The sequence below is a fragment of the Mesorhizobium sp. M0598 genome, assembly GCF_040320865.1.
GTDB lineage: Bacteria > Pseudomonadota > Alphaproteobacteria > Rhizobiales > Rhizobiaceae > Mesorhizobium.
Genome location: NZ_JAMYQL010000010.1, coordinates 15031 through 41335, shown reverse-complemented (window position 1 = coordinate 41335; position 26305 = coordinate 15031). Strand labels below are relative to the sequence as shown.

Sequence of the window (26305 nt, the reverse complement as noted above, 5' to 3'; positions counted from 1 at the left end):
GATGACCCACCGCATTCTGATCCTCGGCGGAACCACCGAAGCGCGGCAACTGGCCGGAAAGCTGGCCGCGCGCGCGGATATTTCGGTCATACTGTCGCTGGCCGGCCGCACCGAAAGCCCGGCCGCGCAGGGGGTGCCGGTGCGGGTCGGCGGCTTCGGCGGTGCCGGCGGGCTGGCGGCGTATCTCCGCCAGAACAAGATCGACCTGCTGATCGACGCCACGCATCCCTATGCGGCGCGAATCTCCGCCAACGCGGCGGAAGCAGCGCGCATGACCGGCGTGCCTATCGTTGCGCTCAAGCGTCCCGGATGGGAGGCGGTCGAAGGTGATCGCTGGATGTTGGTCGACACCGTTGCCAGCGCGGTGACGGCTCTGGGATCGGTGCCGCGCCGCGTGTTCCTGGCGCTCGGGCGACAGGAGGTCGCTGCCTTCAAGGCCGCTCCCCAGCATCATTATCTCATCCGCAGTGTCGACCCGGTCGAGCCCAGGCTCGCTGTGCCCGACGCGACCTATCTCTTGGCGCGCGGGCCGTTTCGGGAAGTCGACGAACATGCACTGCTTCTGCAACACCACATCGAAGTCGTTGTTTCCAAAAACAGCGGCGGCGAGGCGACCTACGGCAAGATCGCGGCGGCGCGGGCGCTCGGCGTCGAGGTGGTGATGATCCGCAGGCCGGCGCTGCCGGACGTCACGTCGGCTGAGACCGTCGAATGTCTTGCCGCGATGGTCGATCATTTTCTGGTCGGTCATGGTCTTGGGCCTGCTGCCGAACGCGGCGTGTAGACCAGCGCGGCCTTGTCACCCCGTTTGATGATCCTGGTTTCCGGCGAGCCGATGATGATGCAGGTCGACATGTCGGCCTTCGCGGCATCGGCGTCGGCCAGCAGAAAAACCTCGATGCGCTCGTCGGGACGGCCGGCGGCACGGCCGAAGATCACCGGCGTGGTGCCGGGCAGGATCGCAGCAAGGCATTCGAAAGCGCGGCCTAGCTGCCATGGGCGCGCCTTGCTGATCGGATTGTAGAGCGCGATTACGAAGCCGGCGCCGGCTGCCGCCAGCAGGCGTAGCTCGATCAGGTCCCACGGCTTCAGATTGTCGGACAGCGAGATGGCGCAGAAATCATGGCCGAGCGGCGCGCCGATGCGGGCGGCGACGGCGAGCATGGCGGTGATACCGGGCACGATGGCGATGTCGACCGCGCGCCATTCGGGTGGGCCCGCCTCGATCGCCTCGCAGACGGCCGCGGCCATGGCGAAGACGCCGGGATCGCCGCCCGACACGACGGCGACATCGTGGCCTTCCGCAGCCTTGAACAGCGCGTCCCTGGAGCGCGCGAGTTCCTCGCGATTGTCGGAAGCGACGCGAATCTGGTCGGGGCGCAGATCGAGCCGGTCGAGATAGGGTTTATAGCCGTAGAAGAATTTTGCCTCGGCAACGGCGCGGCTTGCCTCTGGCGTCACCTGGTCGGCGTTGCCGGGCCCGAGGCCGATGACGGTGAGGCGGCCGCTCATGCTTCGGCTTTCAATGCGCTTGGCCGGCCCGACCAGCCGGCCACCAGCACGATGGCGAAATAAGGCGCCTGGTCGTCCTTTTTATCGGCCAGCCGCATCGAGACGCCGCCCGGCAAGGTGCCGCGCTCGACATAGATGGCCCGCGCCAGCTTGTCGGTTGCCTCCAGCGCGCGCCTGATCTTGGGCAGGTTGCGGCCGACCTTCATGATCACCGCAGCGTCGGTATCGGCGAGGCGACGCGTCAGCTCGAATTCGCTCATGGTGCCCGGCAGCACCGTCAGCACGTCGTCGCCCTGGACGATAGGCAGGCCGGTCGCCGACCAGCAGCCGGACATGGCGGTGACGCCGGGAATGACTTCGCTCGGAAAGCGGTGCGCCAGCCGGACATGAAGATGCATGTAGGAGCCGTAGAAAAGCGGATCGCCTTCCGAAAGCACCGCGACCATCCTGCCGGCGCTGAGGTGCTCGGCGACCTTTTCGGCCGACTGCTCGTAGAAATCCGTTATCTGCGAGCGGTAATCGCTGTGGTCCTTGTCGATCTCGGTCGTCACCGGATAGAGCAGCGGCAGTTCAATCAAATCGGGGCGAAAATGCGCGCCGACAATGGCGCGCGCGTTGCTGTTGTTGCCGCGCTTAGCGAAATGCGCGACGACATCGGCCGCGGCCAGCGCGCGCACTGCCTTCAGCGTCAAGAGTTCCGGGTCGCCGGGTCCGGTGCCGACGCCGACAAGCCTGCCTTTTGCAATCGCATTCATAGGCCCGGCCTCGCCAATGCATTGAGGGCGGCGGCGGTCATGGCGCTGCCGCCCAGCCGGCCGCGCACGATGGCGTAAGGCACGCCATAGGAATTTTCGGCCAGCGCATCCTTCGATTCGGCGGCACCGACAAACCCGACCGGCATGCCGATGATCGCCGCCGGCCTCGAGGCGCCGTCGCGCAGCTTTTCCAGCAGATAGAAAAGGGCTGTCGGCGCATTGCCGATGGCGACGACCGAACCGGCCATGCGCTCGCCCCACAGGTCGATCGCGGCGGCTGAGCGGGTGTTGCCGATCTTTTTCGCGATGTCGGCGGTCCCCGGATCGCGCAGCGTGCAGATCACCTCGTTGCCGGCCGGCAGCCGGGCGCGCGTGACGCCGTGCGAGACCATCTGCGCGTCGCAGAAGATCGGCGCGCCGGCCCCCAGCGCCGTGCGCGCGGCGGCGACGAAATCGCTCGAGAAAACGAAGTGTCGCGCAGCCTCGACCTGGCCGCAGGCGTGGATCATGCGGATAGCGATTTCGGCCTCGGCTTCGGAAAAGCGCGAAAGGTCGGCCTCGGCGCGGATAATGGCGAAGGAGCGCTCGTAGATCGCCGTGCCATCATGGATGTAGTCGTAGGCGTTCTGGGCGGGCATGCTCATTCCTGTCGGTAGATTTCGGTGATGCCGGCCGCGCCGAGCCTTGCCAGGCAGGCGGCAGCAGTCTCGCCGGGATGTCGTGCGCTGCGGATCGCCGCTGCAATGCGGCCGATGCTGTGCGCGGCGTCGTAGCCCGGCCTGTATCCGGCGGGCAATGCCTTTGCCGTCCCGTCCACGACAAGTCCGGCTCCGTTTTCGCCACCGACTAGGGTCAGCGCCGCCGGACCGGGATGGGCGCAGCCCTTGGCGCAGCCGGAGATGTGCAGCGTCAGCGAGGAATCGAGGATATCGCGGTTTTCCACGGCGATGGTCTCGGCGATGTCGCGGGTGGCGATCCGGCCGGAGGCGCAGGCGGGTGCGCCGGGGCAGGTGGCGATCCTGGTGCGCGGATCGGCTGCGTCGGTGACAAAGCCGAGGGCTGCGGCGGTTTTCTGGAGTGAAAGACATGCGGCTGGGGAGAGGCCAAGCAAAAGCAGCGTGCGACCCGGCGCCAGACGGATTTCGGTGGTGCCGAGGGTGAGGGCGTATTGGGTGAGATCGATAAGTTTTTGCGCTGGTATGCTGCCGAACGGCAGGCCAATACCAAGGGCGATTGCGGTGGTGGCTAGGTTAAGAACTCCGATGGGCTGGCGTTCCGTCGCGCCCCCCTCTGTCCTGCCGGACATCTCCCCCACTTGGGGGGAGATCGGCAGCTTCAGCGGCGGCTCAGGATCTCGGGTGATAGGCGAAAGCCGAGATGAGGGCGCAATCTCCCCCCTTGTGGGGGAGATGTCCGGCAGGACAGAGGGGGGCGCGACAGATCGCCAACTTGCGAGAGATCTCAGCTGCCTCGCCGTCAAATCCCGCGCATGGGCATCGCGGCCCTTTTCGGCAACCATCCTGAGAATGGCGACGGCGATGTCACAAGCCGCATCTTCCTCGGACATCGCCAGCGGCGTGGCACCCTGCGCATCTCCGGCGAGCGATACCCGCCACGTAATTCCGTCGGCGGCCCGCGCCCCGACCAGCCTGACATCGGCCGTAACCGCATCCATTGTCAGCTGCCCGCCGCCGTCAACAATCACCGACACCTTCGGGCCAAGCCGTTGCGTAACACCGGCGTCCTCAATTGCCGCCCGAATCCGCTGCGCCATTGGGCGCGGGTCGGCTATCTCCTCCTGGTCGAGCCCGGCCAGCGGGCCGGTCTCTACCGGCACGCCGGTGCGCACCGCGATGCCGAGCGCATCGACCTCCATCGCCAGCAGCCGCGCGCTTGCCGGCGTCAGGCCGCGGATCTGCAGGCTGCCGCGGGCGGTCACTTCCATGATACCGTTGCCATGGCGCAAGGCGGATTCGCAGAGTCCGATCAACGATTTCGGCAACAGTCCTCCAGCGACCGGATTGAGCCGCACCAGCAGCCCGTCGCCGGTCTGCATCGGCGCGGACAGAGCAGGGCAGGCGCCACGGCGCGAGAAAGCGTTCATGCCGCCACTCCCAGAGCTTGCGCTTCGGCAATCAGTGCGGCGAGATCGTCATCGATCGAATTGCGCAGCGGATGCCAGAGCCCGCGCCGCCGTGCCGACAGCAAACGCTCGGCAATCACCTTTGCCGCCGCCGGGTTCTCGCGCAGGATGAAGGCGCGCACCACGGGGTCGCCAAGATAGGCGTCGTGCACCGCCTCGATCAGCGTGCCCGATATGGCATGGGTAGTCTCAGCAAAGCCGACCAGCCGGTCGACCGTCTCGGCGAATTCCGAGGCGCCGCGCGGGCCATGACGCATCTGGCCGGCGATGAAGCGCGGGTTGACCGCGCGGGCGCGAACTACCCGGGATACGGCCTCACCAACCGAGCGCGGCTTCGGTCTTTGCGGGTCCGTGGTGTCGAGCACGATCACGTCGGCGTTTTTGCCGAGCGCGGCAAGTGCTGCCGAAAAGCCGCCGATGAAGGCGACGTCGGCCGAGCCTTCGAGGATGTCGCGGCCGGGGTCGTCGCCGGTATGAACCAGAAGGTCGGCCTCGGCGAGGCGATCCTCGAACGCGCCGGGCGCCGAAATGCCTTTGCCCTCGGAGCCGCCATAGGCGTGCGAGGTGGCGGCGAGATAGGTGCGGCCGATCTCTTCGCGCGCGGCCCAGTCGCCGCTCGACAACAAGTCCTCGACGCCCGCGCCGTAAGTGCCCGGCGAGGTGCCGAAAATGCGCGGGCTGATCTTGCCGTCGATGCGGGTCCTAGCGGCGAGCGGGTTTTCCGAATCGTCCTCGTCGCGGGTCGCCACCGCGTTGGCCGCGGCGTCGATCAGCGCGATCTGGGTCGGGAACATGTCGCGGAACAGGCCCGATATGCGCCAGGTGACATCGATGCGCGGACGGCCGAGTGTTGCCGGCGGCAGCACATCTATGCCGGTGATGCGGCCGGTGGCGGAATCCCATTGCGGCCGGCAGCCCATCAGCGCCAGGCCTTGCGCGATCTCCTCACCGCCGGTGCGCAGCGAGGCCGAGCCCCACAGGTCGATGACCAGCGAGCGCGGCCAGTCGCCATGCGATTGCATGTAGCTGCGGACCACTTCTTCCGCTGCCACCTTGCCCAGATCATAGGCGGTCGGCGTCGGCATGGTGCGCGGGTCGGCGGTAAACAAATTGCGGCCGGTGGGCAGCACATCGCTCCGGCCACGCGCCGGCGCACCGGCCGGACCGGCAGCGACGTGGCGGCCGTCGAGGGCGGCAAGCAGCGCGGTTTTTTCAGCTGCCGCACTTTGCCGCCGTACCGGATCAGCCTCGCCTTCCGGCGAGCGGCCGTAAATGTGCAGGCCGTCCTTGATGGCGAAATCCTTGAGATCGCAGAGCCAGGCGTCGATGCGGCGCAAAGCCTCGTCGGCTGCGTCGGTCCTGGCGACGCCTGCCTCTGAGGCGAGGCCGGTCTTTTCCGCCGTCTCGACGATCAGCTTCGCCAGGCGGTCGCGGCGGCGGCGGTCGAGCCCGTCGGCCTGGGCATATTCGTCAACCAGTCGTTCAAGCCTGTGCTGGTTTTCGTCCAGTCCGGCGCCGGTCAGCGGCGGCGGCAGATGACCGAGCGTGACGGCGGCAATGCGCCGCTTGGCCTGCGCTGCCTCTCCCGGGTTGGAGACGATGAAGGGATAGATGACGGGCAGGGGACCGGTGACTATCTCGGGAAAGCAGTTTTCGCTGAGCGCCACGGTCTTGCCGGGCAGCCACTCCAGCGTGCCGTGGGCGCCGACATGGACAATTGCATGGATGCCGAGCGACTTGCGCAGCCAGAGGCCAAAGGCGACCAGCGCATGGCGCGGCGGCAGCGTCGGGTCGTGATAGTCGGCGCGGCGGTCGGCTGAGCGCCCGCGGTCAGGGGCGAGTGCCACGGTGACGTTGCCGAAGGTGGCTGTGCGGAAGGGGAATTTTGCCGCGGCAGGCGCTTGGACACCCCCCTCTGTCCTGCCGGACATCTCCCCCTCAAGGGGGGAGATTGAACTCTCTTCGAGGCTTTCGCCAACTACTAGCGTTGCAGGAGGAGCGATGGCGTCGGAACTGCCAATCTCCCTCCTTGAGGGGGAGATGTCCGGCAGGACAGAGGGGGGTGCCTCGCACAAACTTGTCTCATCTGCCGCATTCCCCCAAGCCGCCTCTACCGCAGCGATTGCCGCTGCAGGCAATTCCTTCGAAAAGGTCTGATAGTCGTGTAGGGCCAGCCCATGGCCGCCCTTTTCCAGCGTCTCCAGCAACTCGCGCGGCGTTTGTGGAATGCTTTCAACGGCGTAGCCCTGTTCGCTCAGGTCGTGCAGCATTGCCAGCACGCTGGACGGCACGTCGAGACCAACCGCGTAGCCGGTGCGACCGGGGGCGCTCGGATAGTCGGGGATCAGGATGGCGAGCTTGCGCTCCGCACGCGGCGTCCGCTGCAGGCGCACGAAGGCCTCGACACGGTTCGCCACTTGCGCCACGCGGTCGGGCTCAGGCCGGTTGGCGAAGGCGCGGAAGGCCAGCGCCGGGTCGGTTTCGCTTTCGCCCTTGAATGAAATGGCGCCGGCCAGGATGCGACCGTCGAGCTCGGGCAGGACGACATGCATGGCAAGGTCGGCGGGCGCCAGGCCGCGCTGATTGGTTTGCCAGATGTCGCGGCGGGTGGTCGCGACGATGACCTGGAACACCGGCACGCCGGCGCGGTCGAACAGGGTTTCGACACCGGGCTCGGCACCCGAGGCGAAAGCTGTGGCGGTGATGGTGGCGGCAGGCTTCAGGGTTGCGAGCGCGGTTTCGACAAAGGCGAGCGACACCGGGTCCTTGAGGCTGGAGACGAAGATTGGCACCGGCGCCATACCACGTTGCCTGATCGCTGCAAAAAGCGCGTCGATCGGCGCGACATCTGCGGCCAGCAGCATCGAACGGTAGAAGAGGATGGGGATGATGGGCGCGGCGTCTCCCTCCCCCTTGAGGGGAGGGTGGCCCGCAGGGCCGGGTGGGGTCGTCACGGCAGTGCGCGACGTTTTGTGTAGGCGCGCTTCGGAGAGGACCCCACCCCCCGCCTGCGGCCGGACCCTCCCCTCGAGGGGGAGGGGGACGCCGCGTTCTACGACCCCCAGTCCCGGCTCGTAAAATCCCGCCTTTGGCACGCTAACAGGTTCGGCTACCGCCGCACCCGATCCAGCGAGACTTGCCAGCCTCTGCACCAGCGCCGTCATATTTGCCGGCCCGCCCTCGCGGAAATAGCCAAGCAGGGCGTCCAACTCCTCGCGCGGCAGCGTCGAGCCTTCGATCAGTCGCAAATCCTCGTCGTGGCTCTCGCCCGGTAGGAGCGCCAGCTTGATACCGCGATTTCGCGCGATAACGGCGAGCTGGTCGCAGCCATAGCGCCACCAGTCATAGCCGCCGAGGATGCGGACCAGAATGACCTTGGCGTGGCGGGCGACGCTGTCGATCCACAGGTCGACGGACATCGGATGGCGCAGGTCGCGCAAGGCGGCGAGCCGCATCGACGGCAGGCGGTGCGCATCTGCCTTCCACGCCGCCGCCAGCCCGGCTAGGTCGCTGTCGGTGAAGGACAGCGCCACGACATCCGCAGGCGTTTGCCTGAGATCGACAGGCTCGGCGAGATCGTCGAGCGAGGCGGATGTGGTGGTGAGGATGTGCATCGCGGCTCGTACCTGGGGTCAGCCGGCGAGGATACGCTCGATGGCCGGGCGGTTCAGCCCTTTCAGGCCGATGACGACGAGGCGCGAGCGGCGGTCGTCTTCAGCGGTCCAGGCGCGGTCGTAATAGTGATTGACGCGCGGACCGACGGCCTGCAGCAGGAGCCGCATCGGCTTGCCGCCGACTTCGACGAAACCCTTGACGCGCAACACGTTTTCTTCCTCCGCCGCCGTGGCGACCCGTTGTGCGAGCTCGTCCGGGTTGGACACGGACGCGATGTCGATGACGAACGAGTCAAAATCGTCATGTTCGTGGTCGAGCTCGTCGTCGTGGTGGGTCTTGCGGTTCTCGATGTCGTCCTCGACGGCGAGGCCGAGGCCGAGCAGCACCGACGGGTCGACCTTGCCTTGCGAAGTCGGTACGATCTTCACCGCCCGCGCAATGTGCTTGCCGATGACGGCATTGGCACGGGCCGAGCCGGCTGCGTCCATCAGGTCGCTCTTCGACAGGATGATCAGGTCGGCGCAGGCGAGCTGGTCCTCGAACACTTCCTCGACCGGATCGTCATGGTCGAGCGTCTCGTCCTGCGCGCGCTGGGCCTGCAGGGCGTCCATGTCGTTGGCTACGCGGCCATCAGCCAGCGCCGGTCCGTCGACCACGGCAATGACGCCGTCCACCGTCACGCGGCTTTTCACCGACGGCCACTGGAAGGCCTGGACCAGCGGCTTGGGCAAAGCGAGGCCGGATGTCTCGATCAGGATGTGGTCGACCCTCGGCGTCAGCGACAGGATCTGGTCCAGCGCCGGGACGAAATCATCGGCGACGGTGCAGCAGATGCAACCATTGGCCAGCTCGACGATGTTTTCCTCGGGGCAGGTGTCGATGGCGCAGCCCTTCAGGATCTCGCCGTCGATGCCGATGTCGCCGAACTCGTTGACGATGATGGCCAGGCGCTTGCCTTTGGCGTTTTCGAGCAAATGGCGGATCAACGTCGTCTTGCCGGCGCCGAGAAAGCCGGTGACCACGGTGCAGGGAACGCGCGAAAGGGAGGCAGCGGTCATGTCAGGTCCTTCAAAAGGTCAAGGGGAGGGATGCGGGCAACCAGGCCGCGCTTCAGGCAATCGGGACGGCCGCGCCATGGAATGAGCCCATCCGTCGCGGTGGCGAACAGCTTTGCCCCGGTGACGAGATCGGCGCCGCTGGTCGTGGTCAGATCACCGAAGACGTAACTCCAGCAGCCGTCGCGCAGCATGGCCGCGCTGAGCCGGCGCTTGCAATTGCCGAGGCATTCGACGGTGCGGATTTTGATGTTTTCGCTGGAAGCAGCGCGGCGCGTGTCCTCTGCGAGCAGTTCGCCGGCGCGCGGATGAGCGTCCGAACCGGTCTCGTCACGGCAGGACGAGCAGACGATGACGGTAACGCCGGCCGGGGAATCACCATGGCCGGACAATAAATCCGCTGTCTCAGCCGGAAAACTGCTGTCGTGTTCCAAATCAGGCTCCTTGCCCGGAAAACCCGCCAGGCGATCGGATTCTTATGTCCTAGACGGCAGGTCTCCTGGCTCGCGGGTCATCGCCTGGGTGCCGCCTTCCCGGGAATATCCCAGTGGTTTTCGGCCGAGGCTCGTCGCTTACAGTTGCGGGGACAGCCGCGGATTTGAAATCGAGATTTCGCACCGCATTCCCTCTTGGCCCCTGCCGTTGCGGGCAGGGGACCGTCTGGAACGGATTTAGGCTTGTGGAGGCAGTCGTGTCAACGCACGTCTATGACGCGGCGATATCCGCGAGCGGCCGGCCGAGGTCGCCGGCAGCGGTCACCTCGATGCGTTCCAGGCCGAGCCAGCCCTGCATCTGCTTCAATTCCTCGAAAAGGGCGGCTGCGGTTTGTGGCGGGGCGCCGGGCTCCGCATAGGCGGCGTGGACGCGCAACACACCGGCCGGGCGGTCGGCCCTGAGGTCGACGCGCCCGACGATGCTGTCGCCGAGCAGGAATGGCAGCACATAATAGCCATACTGGCGCTTTTCGGCCGGCGTGTAGATCTCGATGCGGTAGTGGAAGTCGAACAACCGCTCGGTGCGCGATCGTTCGAAGACGACAGGATCGAACGGCGCGAGCAAGGCGCGCGCCTCGATCTTGCGCGGCAAACGGGCGTCCTTGTGGAGATAGGCTGTTTTGTTCCAGCCTTCGACGCTCACCGGCAACAGGTCGCCGGCCTCGACCAACTCCTCGATGCGGCCCTTGATGTCGGCGGGCGAGAGCCGGAAATAGTCGCGCAGGTCTCCTGCCGTGGCGATGCCGTGGGCGCGGGCCGAGATGCGCAGCAATTCGCGGTGAGCATCCTCGGGACGGGGAACCGGTAGCGCGAGTACCGCCGGCGGCAATACGCGCTCCGGCAGATCGTAGAACCGTTCGAAGCCGCGGCGATGCGCCGTGGTGATGCGGCCGGCCCAGAACAGCCATTCGAAGGCGTGCTTGGCATGGCTCCAGCCCCACCAGCCGCCCGAACCCTTCTGGCCTTCGAAAGCCGACGCCGCGATCGGGCCTCGTTCGGCGACCTCGCGATAGATGTCTTCGATATAGGCGGCGTGCTCGCGGCCCCATTTGGCCAGTCCGCTGTACATTTCGTCGCCGCGTTCGGCCCGCTGCATGCGCCAGCGCATCAGCGGATAGGTCTCGACCGGCAAGAAGGAGGCTTCGTGCGCCCAATATTCGAAGACCATGCGCTTGCGCGTTACGGCGGCGTCGTCGAGCAGCGCCAGCTTGTAGGGGCCAAGCCGCGAATAGAGCGGCATATAGTGGGCGCGCACCACGGCGCTGACGGAATCGATCTGCAGCAGGCCGGTACGGGCAAGCACGCGGGCCAGATGCCGGCGGTCAGGCGTGCCGGTGGGGCGCGGGTCATTGAATCCCTGTGCCGCGAGCGCAATGCGGCGGGCCATGGCAAGCGAGATTTTTTCCTTCATGAAGGCGGCATCCGGACGATTTTAGACAGAGAAAATGACCTGCGATTCCGTGCCATGCTAACAGGGTTTTGGCGGCATTCATGTCAGGAGAGAAAAGTGGAGTAAAAAGTGAAGGAAATCAAACAGGAGCGGATCGGACCAGTTTTCCCGGATATGCCGTCCAGCACCGCGATTTGAACAAGGTTTGACTTGCTTCGCCGAAAGCGCTGCGCTAACCCTCGCCGCGTTGCAGCATAGAGCCTCCTTGAAACGGTTCAGTGGTTAAACTGTCACGCTTCCGCAAGTGGGTCCGGTGCTGTAATCAGAGTGGATTGGCCGCCAACGGAAACTGCAGCATGAACGCACTTTTAGGTTCGTACCTGCCCATCGTCCTGTTCATCGGCGTGGCGCTGATCGTCGGGCTGGCGCTGCTCGCCGCACCCTTCCTGGTGGCCTATCGCAACCCCGATCCGGAAAAGCTTTCGGCCTATGAGTGCGGCTTCAACTCGTTCGATGACGCCCGCATGAAATTCGACATCCGCTTCTACCTGGTGTCGATCCTGTTCATCATCTTCGATCTGGAGGTGGCCTTCCTGTTTCCGTGGGCGGTGTCGTTCAGCCAGATCGGCATGCTCGGTTTCTGGTCGATGATGGTGTTTTTGGCGGTGCTGACCATCGGCTTTGCCTATGAATGGAAAAAAGGAGCGCTGGAATGGGATTGAACGACAGTTCCGGCACGCTCGTCGCGCCGAAGCCCAAGGGCCTCATCGATCCCAACACCGGCAGGCCGGTCGGGTCCGACGATCCATTCTTCCTGGAGATCAACAACGAGCTCGCCGACAAGGGCTTTCTCGTCACCTCGACCGAGGCGCTGATCACCTGGGCGCGCAGCGGCTCGTTGATGTTCATGACCTTCGGTCTCGCCTGCTGCGCCGTCGAGATGATCCATACGTCGATGCCGCGCTATGACTCGGAGAGGTTCGGTGTCGCGCCGCGCGCGTCTCCGCGCCAGTCGGACATCATGATCGTCGCCGGCACGCTGACCAACAAGATGGCGCCGGCGCTGCGCAAGGTCTACGATCAGATGCCGGAGCCGCGCTACGTCATCTCGATGGGCTCCTGCGCCAATGGCGGCGGCTATTATCATTATTCCTATTCGGTGGTGCGCGGCTGCGACCGCATCGTGCCAGTCGACATCTATGTGCCCGGCTGCCCGCCGAGCGCCGAAGCGCTGCTCTACGGCATCCTTCTGCTGCAGAAGAAGATCCGCCGCACCGGCACGATCGAACGGTGAGCGGCATGACCCAGGCGTTGAATGACCTCTCGACCTATCTCGGCGAGAAACTGATCGGCCGGATCGGCGAGGCGGTGTTCGCCTATGGCGAACTCACCATCTCGGTCGAGCCGCGCGACCTGATCGAGGTGGTGACCTTCCTGCGCGACGACCCGAAATGCCAGTTCATTTCGATCATCGACGTTTGCGGCGCTGATTATCCGTCGCGGGCAAAGCGCTTCGACGTCGTCTATCATTTGCTGTCGCCGAGGCAGAATATCCGTGTCCGCATCAAGGTCCAGGCCGACGAAGAGACGCTGGTGCCGTCGATCACCGGCATATATCCCGGCGCCGACTGGTTCGAGCGCGAGACCTACGATCTCTATGGCGTGCTGTTTTCGGGCCATCCCGATCTGCGGCGGATTCTTACTGATTACGGCTTTGAAGGCCATCCGCTGCGCAAGGACTTTCCGCTGACCGGCTTCGTCGAGGTGCGTTACGACGACGAAGCCAAGCGCGTCATCTACGAGCCGGTCGAGCTCAAGCAGGAATTCCGCAATTTCGATTTTCTGTCTCCGTGGGAAGGTACGGATTACGTGCTTCCGGGGGATGAGAAGGCAAAGCAGTGAATGGTGAATTGTGAATAGTGAATGGAAAAGCGGGATGGAACGTCCGGGAAAATCAACGACTATCGAGATCTGAACGTATGGAAGGATTCGATGGTATTGGCTGCGGACATCTATCTCGCGACGAAAGCATTCCCGCGAGAGGAAATGTTCGGCATGACATCCCAGATGCGGCGCGCGGCATCGTCGATACCGGCAAATATCGCCGAGGGTTTCGGCCGCGGTCAGCGCAAGCCCTTTGTTCAGTTCCTTCGTATTGCGCAAGGTTCGTTGAAGGAACTAGAAACCCATACGCTTCTTTCGATGAGCGTGGGATTGTTGGACGAGAAGAGTGCAGGGCTGTTGTCGGTCAGGTTCGAGAAGTTAGGGAAGATGATGCGTTCGTTCATTCGATCGCTGGAGGTCGATTCAGGCCAATGACTATTCACCATTCACCATTCACCATTCACGTGGCGCGCGAGCAACACGCTCATGGCTGAAACCTCCGTTCGCAACTTCAACATTAACTTCGGACCTCAACACCCTGCGGCGCATGGCGTTTTGCGTCTGGTGCTGGAGCTTGACGGCGAAGTCGTCGATCGCGTCGATCCACATATCGGGCTTTTGCACCGCGGCACGGAAAAGCTGATCGAGGCCAAGACTTATCTGCAGGCCGTACCCTATCTCGACCGGCTCGACTATTGCGCGCCGATGAACCAGGAGCATGCCTTCGCGCTTGCCGCGGAGCGGCTGCTCGGTATCGAGGTGCCGAAGCGCGGGCAGTTGATCCGGGTACTCTATTCGGAAATCGGCCGCATCATGTCGCATATCCTCAACGTGACGACGCAGGCGATGGATGTCGGCGCGCTGACGCCGCCGCTGTGGGGCTTCGTCGAACGCGAAAAGCTGATGGTGTTCTATGAGCGTGCCAGCGGCTCGCGCATGCATGCCGCCTATTTCCGCCCCGGCGGCGTCCACCAGGACCTGCCGCAGAAGCTGATCGAGGACATCGGCAAGTGGATCGACCCGTTCCTGAAATCGGTCGACGACCTCGACTCGCTCTTGACCGGCAACCGCATCTTCAAGCAGCGCAATGTCGACATCGCGACGGTGTCTCTGGCCGACGCCTGGGCCTGGGGTTTTTCGGGCGTCATGGTGCGCGGCTCGGGTGCACCCTGGGACCTGCGCAAATCGCAGCCCTATGAATGTTACGCCGAGATGGATTTCGACATTCCGATCGGCAAGAACGGTGACTGTTTCGACCGCTACCTGGTGCGCATGGAAGAGATGCGCCAGTCGGCCAAGATCATGCGCCAATGCGTCGATCTTCTGCTCGGCAAGGAGGGCAGCGGGCCGGTGTCGAACCTCGACGGCAAGGTGGTGCCGCCGAAGCGTTCGGCGATGAAGCGCTCGATGGAAGCGCTGATCCATCACTTCAAGCTCTACACCGAAGGCTACCGCGTGCCGGCCGGCGAGGTCTATGCGGCCGTCGAGGCGCCGAAAGGCGAGTTCGGCGTCTATCTCGTCTCCGACGGCACCAACAAGCCCTATCGCTGCAAGCTGCGCGCGCCCGGCTTCGCGCATCTCCAGGCCATGGACTTTTTGTGTCGCGGCCACATGTTGGCCGACGTTACCGCTGTGCTTGGTTCCCTCGACATCGTGTTTGGTGAGGTGGATCGGTAGCAATGAACGCGCTTGTTACCGCAGCGGTTCTGACCATGGCGGCCCAAGTTCCTGCTTGGGCCCCGGATGGTCGATTGCTTTCGCGAGACCTGCTCAAGATCGGGTTTGAGCTGGTCTCGGAGGGCGACTTGCTGATGGGGCGTACATACGAGAGGCATGCGCCGATGGATGAGGGGATGGGTTTTCATTCTCTTCCGTGTCCGATCGAGTCGTTTGTTGCCCAAGTGCCCAGCCGGCCGAGGCCTTACTGTGTCTCTTGGGTTGACGATCGTTATGATGAATACATCCGTCTGAAGCGCGGTAAGGAAGAGTTTGTATGCGTGTTAGGGCAATCTGAGAACTGCTATCGCGTCTCCAGTTCGGTTCAATAAGAAACATAAAAGCGAAACTCCATGTCAGTCCGCCGTCTCGCAGAAGCCAGCCTCCAGCCAGCCTCCTTCGCCTTCAACCGGGCGAATGCGGCAGCGGCGAAGCAGTGGATCAAGAAATATCCGAAGGGACGCGAGCAATCCGCGATCATCCCCTTGCTGATGCTGGCGCAGGAGCAGGAAGGCTGGGTGACCAAGGCGGCGATCGAAACGATCTCCGACATGCTCGACATGCCCTATATCCGTGGGCTGGAAGTCGCCACCTTCTATACCCAGTACCAGCTCAATCCGGTCGGCACCCGCGCGCATATCCAGGTCTGCGGCACCACGCCCTGCATGCTGCGCGGCTCGGAAGCGCTGATGGATGTCTGCCGCTCGAAGATCCATCACGACCAGTTTCACACCAATGACAAGGGCACGCTGTCGTGGGAGGAGGTCGAGTGCCTCGGCGCCTGCGTCAACGCACCGATGGTGATGATATTCAAGGACACCTATGAGGATTTGACGCCGGAGCGGCTTGCCGAGATCATCGACCTTTATGACGCCGGCAAAGGTGCTTCGGTGACGCCAGGACCGCAAAACGGCCGCATCACCTCGGAGCCGGCCAGCGGCCTGACGACCCTCAAGAGCGAAAAGGCGATCCTCAAGGCGACCCGCGACCGGGAAACCAGGGCGGCGACCAAGGCCGCCAAGGATGCAGAGCCGGCGGCTGCCGCCGCAGCATCAGTTCCGCCAGCTGCTCCTGCCGCGCCGGCGCCGGTTGCGCCCTCGAATGCCAGCAAGCCGAAGACCGACGCGGTCGAGACCAACCCGGCGCTGAAATCGCCGTCGGCGACGAAAGTCGCGCCCGCGGCGGAAAGGGCGGCGAGCGTCGCAGCGCCTCTGCATTCGGCCGCCAATGCCAACAAGGCCGAACCGCAGGTCGAGGACGTCTCGAAACAGCGCAGAGGCCCCAAGAACAAGGCCGAGCCGGCGTCTGCTTTCAAAGCGCCGGAGGCCAAGGTTAAACCGGCGAAGGCTGCCGCCAAGGCGACCAAACCGTCGCTCGGAAACAAGAGCCGGCCGACCGGCAAGAAGCCGGTCTGAGGAACGAGCAATGCTTCAGGACAGAGACCGCATCTTCAACAACATCTACGGCCGCTTCGACAAGTCGCTGGCCGGTGCCATGGCGCGCGGCGCCTGGGACAACACGCCCGGCATCGTTGCCAAGGGGCGCGAGTGGATCGTCAACGAGATGAAGGCATCGGGCCTGCGCGGCCGCGGCGGTGCCGGTTTCCCGACCGGGCTGAAATGGTCGTTCATGCCCAAACAAAGCGACGGCCGGCCGAGCTATCTCGTCGTCAATGCCGACGAGTCCGAGCCCGGTACCTGCAAGGACCGCGACATACTGCGCCACGACCCGCACACGCTGGTCGAAGGCTGCCTGCTTGCCGGCTTCGCCATGGGCGCGGTCGCAGCCTACATCTATGTGCGCGGCGAGTTCATCCGCGAGCGCGAGGCGCTGCAGCGCGCCATCGACGAGGCCTATGCGGCCAAGCTGATCGGCAAGAACAACACATCCGGCTACGATTTCGACATCTACATGCACCATGGCGCCGGCGCCTATATCTGCGGCGAGGAAACGGCGCTGCTCGAAAGCCTCGAGGGCAAAAAGGGCCAGCCGCGGCTGAAGCCGCCATTTCCGGCAAATGTCGGCCTCTATGGCTGCCCGACGACAGTCAACAATGTCGAGTCCATCGCTGTCGCGCCGACCATCCTGCGCCGCGGTGCCGCCTGGTTCTCGTCCTTCGGCCGGCCCAACAATGTCGGCACGAAACTGTTCTGCATCTCCGGCCACGTCAACAATCCGTGCACCGTCGAAGAGGCGATGTCGATCCCGTTCCGCGAGCTGATCGAGACACATTGCGGCGGCATCCGCGGCGGCTGGGACAATCTGCTGGCGGTCATTCCGGGCGGCGCCTCGGTGCCGCTGGTGCCGGCCGAGCAAATCATCGACGCGCCGATGGATTTCGACGCGCTGCGCGATCTGAAATCGGGCCTCGGCACGGCGGCTGTCATCGTCATGGACAAATCGACCGATATCGTGAAAGCGATCGCGCGGCTTTCCTACTTCTACAAGCACGAAAGCTGCGGTCAGTGCACGCCCTGCCGTGAAGGCACCGGCTGGATGTGGCGGGTGATGGAGCGGCTGGTGCGCGGCGAAGCGCAGAAGCGCGAGATCGACATGCTGCTCGACGTGACGAAGCAGGTCGAGGGCCACACGATCTGCGCACTGGGCGACGCGGCGGCGTGGCCGATCCAGGGCCTGATGCGGCATTTCCGCGGCGAGGTGGAGCGGCGCATCGACGAGTTTTCGCGCAACGCGCACCGTGCCGAACCGGTGCTGGCGGCGGCGGAATAGAAGTATTCAAAATGCGGACGAATGTCCGACACGAGGAAACGAGCGCGGGGCAGACGGAAACGACCAGGAGACCACCTATGTCGCTGTTTTCGACACCCGACGATTTTACGCCCGATATGGACCCGTTGTTGAAGATGAACCAGGATCTGACCAGGATGATGCCGAAGGAGATGGCCAATGCCGTCAATCTCCTGGCGCATCCTGTCGCGGGCGCGGCGGCGATGACGGCACTCGGCATCGGTCTTGCCAACCACGCCTTTGGCATCTGGATGGGCGTGCTTTCGGGCGCGGCCGAAACCTCGCAGCGGCTTTGGCAGCCGGTCGCCGAGGATTTCGAGGCGCGAACGGAACGCGTTTCCGCGACCGGCAAAAGCTCATCGATAAAGGCGCGCGCGGCGACCAAAACCCTGATTGCCGAGGCGCAGTCCTTCGCCAACGATGTGACCGACATTGCGACGAGCACCGCGGCGCGGAGCTTGGCGAATGCGAGCACCGTTGCAGCGGATGCGTCGGCCGGCCTGATGCCGGAGGATTTCAAGCAGCCCAGGCCGATGGATCGGCCAGCCAAGCCCGCCGACCTCAAGGCGATATCGGGCATCGGGCCGAAACTGGAAAAGGTGCTGAACGGCCTTGGCATCTGGACATACGCCCAGATCGCCGCGTGGACGCCGCAAGAGATCGCCTGGGTCGAAGATTACCTGTCGTTGAAGGGCCGCATCGGCCGTGACGGCTGGATCGGTCAGGCGGCCGCGTTGGCCGGGGCCAAAAAGTGAATTCAATATCGTGCGCGGTCTCGGCTGCGCCCGGAAGGAAAGATTGCGGAACGTCCGCAGGGGTTTGAGGCGAAATGGCAAAGCTCAAGGTCGACGGGAAAGAGATCACTGTACCCGACCATTACACGCTGCTGCAGGCGGCCGAGGACGCCGGCGCAGAAGTGCCGCGCTTCTGCTTCCACGAGCGGCTGTCGATCGCCGGCAATTGCCGTATGTGCCTGATTGAGGTGAAAGGCGGCCCGCCCAAGCCGCAGGCGTCCTGCGCCATGGGCGTGCGCGACCTGCGCCCCGGCCCGAACGGCGAGCCGCCGGAAATCTTCACCAACACGCCGATGGTCAAGAAGGCGCGCGAAGGCGTGATGGAATTCCTGCTGATCAACCATCCGCTGGACTGCCCGATCTGCGACCAGGGCGGCGAGTGCGACCTGCAGGACCAGGCGATGGCGTTCGGAGTCGATTCCTCGCGCTACCATGAGAACAAGCGGGCGGTCGAAGACAAGTATATCGGGCCGCTGGTCAAGACGATCATGAACCGCTGCATCCATTGCACGCGCTGCGTCCGCTTCACCACCGAGATTGCGGGCATATCCGAGCTCGGCCTGATCGGCCGCGGCGAGGATGCCGAGATCACCACCTATCTCGAAAGCGCAATGACTTCGGAACTGCAGGGCAATGTCATCGACCTTTGCCCGGTCGGTGCGCTGACCTCCAAACCCTACGCCTTCCAGGCACGGCCGTGGGAACTGACCAAGACCGAATCCATCGACGTGATGGACGCCGTCGGCTCCGCGATCCGTGTCGATAGCCGGGGCCGCGAAGTGATGCGCATCCTGCCGCGTACCAACGAGGCGGTGAACGAGGAATGGATTTCCGACAAGACCCGCTTCGTCTGGGACGGCTTGCGCACGCAGCGCCTCGACCGCCCCTATGTGCGCAAGGATGGCAGACTGGCCCCGGCAAGCTGGGCCGAGGCTTTTGCCGCGATCAAGGAAGCGGTGTCGAATGCGGCACCCGAAAAGATCGGTGCCATTGCCGGCGATCTTGCCGCCGTCGAGGAGATCTACGCGCTGAAGCTTCTGATGGCTTCGCTCGGCTCGAAGAACACCGACTGCCGCCAGGACGGCGCCGCACTCGATCCGTCGCTCGGCCGGGCGAGCTATGTGTTCAACCCGACCATCGAAGGCATCGAACAGGCCGATGCGGTGCTGATCATCGGCGCCAATCCGCGCTTCGAGGCATCCTTGCTCAACGCCCGCATCCGCAAGCGCTGGCGGGCCGGCAATCTGCCGGTCGGCGTCATCGGCGACGTCGGCGATACGCGCTATGATTATGAGCAGCTCGGCGCCGGGCCGGAATCGCTGAAGGATCTGGCCGACGGCAACGGCAAGTTCTTCCAGCTACTGAAGAAGGCGACGCATCCGCTGATCATCGTCGGCCAGGGTGCGCTGGCGCGTCCGGACGGCGCGGCCGTGCTTGGCCAGGCGGCGAAGCTCGCCGTCGCCGTCAATGCCGCAAGGGCCGACTGGAACGGTTTTGCCGTACTGCACACCGCGGCGGCGCGGGTCGGCGGCCTCGATGTCGGCTTTGTGCCGGGCGAGGGCGGCAGGAATGTCGCCGGCATGCTCGGCGAGACCGATGTGCTGTTCCTGCTCGGTGCCGACGAAATCGACATGGCCAAGACCGGCGGCGCTTTCGTCGTCTATATCGGCACGCATGGCGACAAGGGCGCGCATCGCGCCAACGTCATCCTGCCGGGTGCCGCCTATACCGAGAAGTCGGGCACCTTCGTCAACACCGAGGGCCGCGTGCAGCAGACCAACCGGGCCGGCTTTGCGCCCGGCGAAGCGCGCGAGGACTGGGCGATCCTTCGGGCACTGTCGGATGTGCTGGGCAAGAAGCTACCTTTCGATTCGCTGCCGCAGCTACGCGCAAAGCTCTATGCGGAATACCCGCATCTTGCCCGCATCGATCATGTCGCGGCCGGCGACCCGGCCGACATCGCCAGGGTTGCCAAGCTCGGCGGGCGGTTGAACAAGGGCACCTTCACCTCGCCGGTCAAGGATTTCTACCTGACCAACCCGATCGCGCGGGCTTCCGCGGTGATGGCCGAATGCTCGGCTTTGGCGAAGAACGGCTTCAGGCAGGCGGCGGAGTAGACATGGACACCTTCTTCTCCTTCTACGTGCTGCCGGCGCTGCTGATCCTTTTGAAGTCGGTCGTGCTGATCGTCGTTCTGTTGATCTTCGTCGCCTATGTGCTTTACGCCGACCGCAAGATCTGGGCGGCGGTGCAATTGCGCCGAGGCCCGAATGTCGTTGGCCCATGGGGCACACTGCAGGCCTTCGCCGATCTGCTGAAATTCGTCTTCAAGGAGCCGGTCATCCCGTCCGGCGCCAACAAGGGCGTTTTCCTGCTGGCGCCTTTGGTGTCGGCGGTGCTGGCGATCTCCGCCTGGGCGGTCATACCGGTCAATGAAGGCTGGGCGATCGCCAACGTCAATGTCGGCATCCTCTATGTCTTCGCCATCTCCTCGCTCGAGGTCTATGGCGTCATCATGGGCGGCTGGGCCTCCAATTCGAAATACCCGTTCCTCGGCGCACTGCGCTCGGCGGCGCAGATGGTGTCCTACGAGGTCTCGATCGGCTTCGTCATCGTCACCGTGCTGCTTTGCGTCGGCTCGCTCAACCTGTCCGACATCGTCTTGTCGCAACAGGACGGGCTGGGCACGCGGCTCGGCCTGCCCAACACCTTCCTCGACTGGCATTGGCTGTCGCTGTTCCCGATGTTCATCGTCTTCTTCATCTCGGCGTTGGCCGAGACCAACCGGCCGCCCTTCGACCTTGTGGAAGCCGAATCGGAACTCGTCGCCGGCCATATGGTCGAATATTCCTCGACGCCGTTCCTGTTGTTCTTCCTCGGCGAATATGTCGCCGTCGTCCTGATGTGCGCACTGGCCACCATATTGTTCCTCGGCGGATGGCTGCCGCCCTTCGACTTCGCACCCTTCACCTGGGTGCCGGGGCTCATCTGGTTCGTGCTCAAGGTCTGCCTGGTGTTCTTCATGTTCTCCATGGTGAAGGCGTTCGTGCCGCGCTATCGCTACGACCAGCTGATGCGGCTCGGCTGGAAGGTCTTCCTGCCGATCTCGCTGTTCATGGTGGTCGCCACCGCCGCCTTTCTCAAACTCACCGGGTTTGCCTGATGTCAGCATTATCCCAGGCCGCCAAGTCACTGCTTTTGCAGGATTTCGTCAGCGCTTTCTTCCTGTCGATGCGCCAGTTCTTCGCGCCGAAGGAGACGATCAACTATCCGCATGAAAAGGGGCCGGTCAGCCCGCGCTTCCGCGGCGAACATGCGCTGCGCCGCTATCCGAACGGCGAGGAACGCTGCATCGCCTGCAAACTGTGCGAGGCGATCTGCCCGGCACAGGCCATCACCATCGAAGCCGGCCCACGCCGCAACGACGGCACACGGCGCACCGTGCGCTACGACATCGATATGGTGAAATGCATTTATTGCGGCTTCTGCCAGGAAGCCTGCCCGGTCGACGCCATTGTCGAGGGGCCGAATTTCGAATTCGCGACGGAAACGCGCGAGGAGCTTTATTACGACAAGGACAGGCTCCTGGCCAATGGCGACCGCTGGGAGCGTGAGCTGGCGCGCAACATCTCGCTGGATGCGCCTTACCGCTGATATTTGACGCATGGACGGGGCGAGGGGCCTGGTTTAAGGAACACGCAACTTGCCGACCGGAGGCGGTGGCAAAAAACAGGACGAACGTCCTGTTCTGACAGGAAACCCGGGGGAACCCATGCTGAGTGGACTAGAGGCGGCCTTTTTCTACCTCTTCGCCTTTGTCGCGGTGGCATCGGCGTTCATGGTCATTTCGGCGCGCAATCCCGTGCATTCGGTGCTGTTCCTGATCCTGACCTTCTTCAACGCCGCCGGCCTGTTCATGCTGACCGGCGCCGAGTTCCTGGCGATGATCCTGCTCGTCGTCTATGTCGGCGCGGTGCTGGTGCTGTTCCTGTTCGTCGTCATGATGCTCGACGTCGACTTCGCCGAAATGAAGGAAGGCGCCCTGCAATATGCACCGATCGGCGCGCTGGTCGGGCTGATCCTGGCGGCGGAGCTGATCGTGGTGCTCGGCGGCTATACATTCGCGCCGAAACTGGCGGCGACGGTCGCGAAACCCATTCCGGACCTGGCCGCGCGGTCGAACACGGCAGCGCTCGGCGACATCCTCTATACGGATTACCTCTATTACTTCCAGGTAGCGGGGCTGGTGCTGCTGGTCGCCATGATCGGCGCCATCGTGCTGACGCTGCGCCACAAGCCGGGCGTCAAGCGGCAGTCGATCGCCGCCCAGGTCGGCCGCACGGCGGCAACCGGAGTGGAAATCCGCAAGGTCAAGACGGGCGAAGGAGTCTGAGATGGTCGTCGGCATCGCGCACTACCTGACCGTATCGGCGATCCTGTTCACGCTCGGCGTGTTCGGCATCTTCCTGAACCGCAGGAACGTCATCGTCATCCTGATGTCGATCGAGCTGATCCTGCTTGCGGTCAACATCAATTTCGTCGCCTTTTCGGCGGCGCTCGGCGATTTGGTCGGCCAGGTGTTCGCACTGTTCGTGCTGACGGTCGCGGCGGCCGAAGCGGCGATCGGCCTTGCCATTCTCGTCGTCTTCTTCCGCAACCGCGGCTCGATCGCGGTCGAAGACGTGAACATGATGAAGGGTTGACGGAACCACCATGTATCAGGCCATCGTCTTCCTTCCGCTGCTCGGCTTTCTGATCGTCGGCCTGTTCGGCACCTCGCTCGGGGCCAAGGCTTCCGAATACATCACCTCGGGCTTCCTGGTGATCGCGGCCGTGCTGTCGTGGGTCGCCTTCTTCTCGGTTGGCTTCGGCGGCGGAGAGGTGTTCACCGTGCCGGTGATGCGCTGGATCCAGTCGGGCGGGCTGGAGGCGTCCTGGGCGCTCAGGATCGACACGCTGACGGTGGTGATGCTGGTAGTTGTCAACACGGTGTCGTCGCTGGTCCATATCTACTCGATCGGCTACATGCATCACGATCCGGACCGGCCGCGCTTCTTCGCCTATCTGTCGCTGTTTACCTTCGCCATGCTGATGCTGGTGACGGCCGACAACCTCGTGCAGATGTTCTTCGGCTGGGAAGGCGTCGGCCTTGCCTCCTATCTGCTGATCGGCTTCTGGTACAAGAAGCCGTCGGCCAATGCGGCTGCGATCAAGGCCTTCGTCGTCAACCGCGTCGGCGATTTCGGCTTTGCGCTCGGCATATTCGGCGTGTTCGTGCTGTTCGGCTCGGTCAATCTCGGCACCATCTTCGCCAATGCGGCGACGTTCATTCCGGCGGAAGGCGCGCCGCAAGGCCCGGCCGTGCTGACCTTCCTCGGCTATGCGCTCGACAAGCAGGCTGCGATGACGGTTGTCTGCCTGCTCCTGTTCATGGGCGCCATGGGCAAGTCGGCGCAGGTGCCGCTTCACACCTGGCTGCCGGATGCCATGGAAGGCCCGACGCCGGTCTCGGCACTGATCCATGCCGCGACCATGGTGACGGCAGGCGTGTTCATGCTGGCGCGGTTGTCGCCGCTGTTCGAGCTGTCGCATTCGGCATTGACCGTGGTCACTTTCATCGGCGCCTTCACCGCCTTCTTCGCGGCGACAGTCGGTCTCGTCCAGAACGACATCAAGCGCGTCATCGCCTATTCGACCTGTTCGCAGCTCGGCTACATGTTCGTGGCGCTCGGCGTCGGCGCCTATGGCGCGGCGATCTTCCATCTGTTCACGCACGCCTTCTTCAAGGCGCTGCTGTTCCTCGGCTCGGGCTCGGTCATCCACGCCGTCTCCGACGAGCAGGACATGCGCAAGATGGGCGGCCTGAGGACGCTCATTCCGAAAACGTACTGGATGATGGTGATCGGCACGCTGGCGCTGACCGGTGTCGGCATCCCGGTAACGATCATCGGCACGGCCGGCTTCTTTTCCAAGGACGCCATCATCGAAGCGGCCTTCGCCGGCCACAATGCGGTCGCCGCGTTTGCCTTCATATTGCTGGTCATTGCTGCCTGCTTCACCTCCTTCTACTCCTGGCGGCTGATCTTCATGACCTTCCACGGCGAGCCGCGGGCCAGCCACGAGGTCATGCACCATGTCCATGAATCGCCGCCGGTCATGCTGGTGCCGCTGTTCATCCTGGCGGCGGGCGCGCTGTTTGCCGGCGTGATCTTCCACGGCGCCTTCTTCGGCGAGGGCTATGCCGAATTCTGGAAGGCGTCGCTGTTCACGCTGCCGGACAACCACATCCTGCACGAAATCCACGAAGTGCCGTTGTGGGTCGAGCTGTCACCGTTCATCACCATGCTGATCGGCTTTGCGATTGCCTGGCAGTTCTATATTCGCGCGCCGGAAATGCCTCGGAGCGTCGCCGCCAACCATCGCCTGCTCTACGCCTTCCTGCTCAACAAATGGTATTTCGACGAGCTCTACGACTTCCTGTTCGTGCGGCCGGCAAAGCGCCTCGGCAGCTTCCTGTGGAAGACCGGCGACGGCACCGTCATCGACGGGCTCGGGCCGGACGGCATTTCGGCGCGCGTCGTCGACGTCACCAACCGGGTCGTCAAGCTGCAGACCGGCTATCTTTACCACTATGCCTTCGCCATGCTGATCGGCGTTGCCGCACTCGTCACCTGGATGATGCTCTGATGACCGCCTGGCCGATCCTATCGCTGGTCACCTTCCTGCCGCTGGTTGGTGTGCTGCTCATCCTTTTCGTGCGTGACGACAGCGAGAACGCGCGCCGCAACATCCGCGCCATAGCACTGTTCACGACCGCGTTCACGTTTGTGATTTCGCTGTTCATCTGGACCGGCTTCGACAATTCGCAGCCCGGCTTCCAGTTCGTCGAGAAGTTTGCCTGGCTGGATTCCGGCATCTCCTATCATATGGGCGTAGACGGCATCTCCATGCTGTTCGTCATCCTGACCACCTTCCTGATGCCGCTCTGCATCCTCGCCTCGTGGGAATCGATCGAGAAGCGCGTCAAGGCCTATATGATTGCCTTCCTGCTGCTCGAGACGCTGATGATCGGCGTGTTCTGCGCGCTCGACATCGTCTTGTTCTATGTCTTCTTCGAAGCCGGCCTGATCCCGATGTTCATCATCATCGGCGTGTGGGGCGGCAAGCGGCGCGTCTATGCCTCGTTCAAGTTCTTCCTCTATACGCTGGCCGGCTCGGTGCTGATGCTGCTCGCCATCATGGCGATGTTCTTCCAGTCCGGCACCACCGACATCCCGACGCTTCTGACCCACAACTTCCCGGCCAATATGCAGACTTGGCTATGGCTTGCCTTCTTCGCGTCCTTCGCGGTGAAGATGCCGATGTGGCCGGTGCACACCTGGCTGCCGGACGCGCATGTCGAGGCGCCGACGGCCGGCTCGGTGATCCTGGCCGCCATCCTGCTCAAGATGGGCGGGTACGGCTTCCTGCGTTTTTCGCTGCCGATGTTTCCGATCGCATCCGAAATGTTCGCGCCGCTGATCTTCACGCTATCCGTCGTCGCCATCATCTACACCTCGCTGGTGGCGCTGATGCAGGAGGACATGAAGAAGCTGATCGCCTATTCGTCGGTCGCTCACATGGGCTTCGTTACCATGGGCATCTTCGCGATGAACCAGGAAGGCGTCCAGGGCTCGATCTTCCAGATGCTGTCGCACGGCCTGGTCTCCGGCGCGCTGTTCCTCTGCGTCGGCGTTATCTACGACCGGATGCATACGCGTGACATCGACGCCTATGGCGGGTTGGTCAACAACATGCCGAAATATGCAACCGTGTTCATGATCTTCACCATGGCCAATGTCGGCCTGCCCGGCACCAGCGGCTTCGTCGGCGAGTTCCTGACCATGCTCGGCGTGTTCCGGGTCAACACCTGGGTAGCGCTCTTCGCCGCCACCGGCGTCATCCTTTCGGCGGCCTATGCGCTCTGGCTCTACCGCAAGGTGATCTTCGGCGCGCTGACCAAGGAAAGCCTGAAAGGCCTGCTCGACCTGTCGACGCGCGAGAAGGTGATCATCTATCCGCTGGTCGCGCTGGTCATCTTCTTCGGCGTCTATCCGGCGCCGATCTTCGACGCGACCGCCGAATCGGTCAAGGCGCTCGTTACCAATGTCACCGCATCCATCGGCGCCGCGCAGACCGCGGCGGCGAACTGACTGGGGG

25 protein-coding genes and 1 riboswitch are annotated in these 26305 nt (G+C 63.9%); of the genes, 17 read left to right on the top strand and 8 right to left on the bottom strand.

Annotated elements, in window-relative coordinates:
• The first annotated feature begins 1 nt into the window (after position 1).
• Positions 2-784 carry a cobalt-precorrin-6A reductase gene (locus NKI59_RS14890; protein WP_352705057.1) on the top strand — a complete coding sequence of 261 codons (783 nt, stop codon included), beginning with the start codon at positions 2-4 and terminating at the stop codon, positions 782-784.
• Here the strand turns inward: NKI59_RS14890 and NKI59_RS14885 are convergent.
• From NKI59_RS14885 to NKI59_RS14850, 8 genes are all read right to left on the bottom strand, one after another.
• Positions 748-1512 carry a precorrin-3B C(17)-methyltransferase gene (locus NKI59_RS14885; RefSeq protein ID WP_352705056.1) on the bottom strand — a complete coding sequence of 255 codons (765 nt, stop codon included), beginning with the start codon at positions 1510-1512 and terminating at the stop codon, positions 748-750. The two genes, NKI59_RS14890 and NKI59_RS14885, sit on opposite strands and share 37 nt — an antisense overlap.
• Entirely contained in the window at positions 1509-2267 is a 759-nt protein-coding gene (locus NKI59_RS14880; protein ID WP_352705054.1) for a precorrin-2 C(20)-methyltransferase, read from the bottom strand. Before NKI59_RS14880 ends, NKI59_RS14885 begins: the two co-directional genes overlap by 4 nt.
• Positions 2264-2911, bottom strand: coding sequence for a precorrin-8X methylmutase (locus NKI59_RS14875; RefSeq protein ID WP_502901064.1), 648 nt, complete (start codon positions 2909-2911; stop codon positions 2264-2266). The genes NKI59_RS14880 and NKI59_RS14875 overlap by 4 nt, the downstream gene beginning before the upstream one ends.
• The gene (cobG, locus tag NKI59_RS14870) at positions 2908-4371 is read right to left on the bottom strand and encodes a precorrin-3B synthase (RefSeq protein WP_352705050.1); all 1464 of its coding nucleotides are present in this window, start codon (positions 4369-4371) and stop codon (positions 2908-2910) included. The genes NKI59_RS14875 and cobG overlap by 4 nt, the downstream gene beginning before the upstream one ends.
• The gene (gene cobN, locus NKI59_RS14865) at positions 4368-8024 is read right to left on the bottom strand and encodes a cobaltochelatase subunit CobN (protein ID WP_352705048.1); all 3657 of its coding nucleotides are present in this window, start codon (positions 8022-8024) and stop codon (positions 4368-4370) included. Before cobN ends, cobG begins: the two co-directional genes overlap by 4 nt.
• An 18-nt stretch (positions 8025-8042) precedes the next feature.
• Positions 8043-9083 (bottom strand): cobalamin biosynthesis protein CobW, encoded by a 1041-nt coding sequence (cobW, locus tag NKI59_RS14860; protein ID WP_352705046.1) that lies wholly within the window; start codon positions 9081-9083, stop codon positions 8043-8045.
• The gene (locus tag NKI59_RS14855; protein ID WP_352705044.1) at positions 9080-9514 is read right to left on the bottom strand and encodes a DUF1636 family protein; all 435 of its coding nucleotides are present in this window, start codon (positions 9512-9514) and stop codon (positions 9080-9082) included. The genes cobW and NKI59_RS14855 overlap by 4 nt, the downstream gene beginning before the upstream one ends.
• 38 nt (positions 9515-9552) lie before the next feature.
• Positions 9553-9756, bottom strand: a riboswitch (cobalamin riboswitch).
• A 29-nt stretch (positions 9757-9785) separates the two neighbouring features.
• Positions 9786-10985, bottom strand: a complete 1200-nt coding sequence (locus NKI59_RS14850; protein ID WP_352705042.1) for a winged helix-turn-helix domain-containing protein — start codon at positions 10983-10985, stop codon at positions 9786-9788.
• A 335-nt stretch (positions 10986-11320) separates the two neighbouring features.
• Here NKI59_RS14850 and NKI59_RS14845 point away from each other — a divergent pair, with 335 nt between their 5' ends.
• From NKI59_RS14845 to NKI59_RS14770, 16 genes are all read left to right on the top strand, one after another.
• Positions 11321-11686, top strand: a complete 366-nt coding sequence (locus NKI59_RS14845; RefSeq protein WP_023676631.1) for an NADH-quinone oxidoreductase subunit A — start codon at positions 11321-11323, stop codon at positions 11684-11686.
• Complete coding sequence (locus NKI59_RS14840) at positions 11677-12258, top strand: NuoB/complex I 20 kDa subunit family protein (RefSeq protein ID WP_023670824.1); 582 nt, start codon at positions 11677-11679, stop codon at positions 12256-12258. Before NKI59_RS14845 ends, NKI59_RS14840 begins: the two co-directional genes overlap by 10 nt.
• Before the next feature lie 5 nt (positions 12259-12263).
• Positions 12264-12866: an NADH-quinone oxidoreductase subunit C gene (locus tag NKI59_RS14835; protein WP_352705040.1), complete on the top strand. Its 603-nt coding sequence runs from the start codon at positions 12264-12266 to the stop codon at positions 12864-12866.
• A gap of 21 nt (positions 12867-12887) precedes the next feature.
• On the top strand, positions 12888-13283 hold the full coding sequence (locus NKI59_RS14830) for a four helix bundle protein (RefSeq protein WP_352705038.1): 396 nt from the start codon (positions 12888-12890) through the stop codon (positions 13281-13283).
• 51 nt (positions 13284-13334) lie between these two features.
• On the top strand, positions 13335-14525 hold the full coding sequence (locus NKI59_RS14825; protein ID WP_352705036.1) for an NADH-quinone oxidoreductase subunit D: 1191 nt from the start codon (positions 13335-13337) through the stop codon (positions 14523-14525).
• Positions 14526-14527: 2 nt separating this feature from the next.
• On the top strand, positions 14528-14896 hold the full coding sequence (locus NKI59_RS14820) for a hypothetical protein (protein ID WP_352589699.1): 369 nt from the start codon (positions 14528-14530) through the stop codon (positions 14894-14896).
• A 21-nt stretch (positions 14897-14917) separates the two neighbouring features.
• Complete coding sequence (gene nuoE, locus NKI59_RS14815; RefSeq protein WP_352589702.1) at positions 14918-15979, top strand: NADH-quinone oxidoreductase subunit NuoE; 1062 nt, start codon at positions 14918-14920, stop codon at positions 15977-15979.
• 10 nt (positions 15980-15989) lie between these two features.
• Positions 15990-17294 carry an NADH-quinone oxidoreductase subunit NuoF gene (gene nuoF, locus NKI59_RS14810; protein WP_023676626.1) on the top strand — a complete coding sequence of 435 codons (1305 nt, stop codon included), beginning with the start codon at positions 15990-15992 and terminating at the stop codon, positions 17292-17294.
• 77 nt (positions 17295-17371) lie between these two features.
• The gene (locus NKI59_RS14805) at positions 17372-18067 is read left to right on the top strand and encodes a helix-hairpin-helix domain-containing protein (protein WP_352705034.1); all 696 of its coding nucleotides are present in this window, start codon (positions 17372-17374) and stop codon (positions 18065-18067) included.
• Between the two features lie 74 nt (positions 18068-18141).
• Positions 18142-20223: an NADH-quinone oxidoreductase subunit NuoG gene (gene nuoG, locus NKI59_RS14800; protein WP_352570380.1), complete on the top strand. Its 2082-nt coding sequence runs from the start codon at positions 18142-18144 to the stop codon at positions 20221-20223.
• Between the two features lie 2 nt (positions 20224-20225).
• Complete coding sequence (nuoH, locus tag NKI59_RS14795) at positions 20226-21269, top strand: NADH-quinone oxidoreductase subunit NuoH (RefSeq protein ID WP_023676623.1); 1044 nt, start codon at positions 20226-20228, stop codon at positions 21267-21269.
• Positions 21269-21760, top strand: a complete 492-nt coding sequence (gene nuoI, locus NKI59_RS14790; protein WP_023676622.1) for an NADH-quinone oxidoreductase subunit NuoI — start codon at positions 21269-21271, stop codon at positions 21758-21760. The genes nuoH and nuoI overlap by 1 nt, the downstream gene beginning before the upstream one ends.
• Positions 21761-21878: 118 nt before the next feature.
• A complete protein-coding gene (locus NKI59_RS14785) occupies positions 21879-22499 on the top strand; it encodes an NADH-quinone oxidoreductase subunit J (RefSeq protein ID WP_023676621.1) in 621 nt (206 codons plus the stop codon).
• A 1-nt stretch (position 22500) separates the two neighbouring features.
• Positions 22501-22809: an NADH-quinone oxidoreductase subunit NuoK gene (gene nuoK, locus NKI59_RS14780; RefSeq protein ID WP_023676620.1), complete on the top strand. Its 309-nt coding sequence runs from the start codon at positions 22501-22503 to the stop codon at positions 22807-22809.
• 10 nt (positions 22810-22819) lie between these two features.
• Positions 22820-24793 (top strand): NADH-quinone oxidoreductase subunit L, encoded by a 1974-nt coding sequence (nuoL, locus tag NKI59_RS14775; RefSeq protein ID WP_352705032.1) that lies wholly within the window; start codon positions 22820-22822, stop codon positions 24791-24793.
• Positions 24793-26298, top strand: a complete 1506-nt coding sequence (locus tag NKI59_RS14770) for an NADH-quinone oxidoreductase subunit M (RefSeq protein WP_352705030.1) — start codon at positions 24793-24795, stop codon at positions 26296-26298. The genes nuoL and NKI59_RS14770 overlap by 1 nt, the downstream gene beginning before the upstream one ends.
• The last annotated feature ends 7 nt before the right edge of the window (positions 26299-26305 follow it).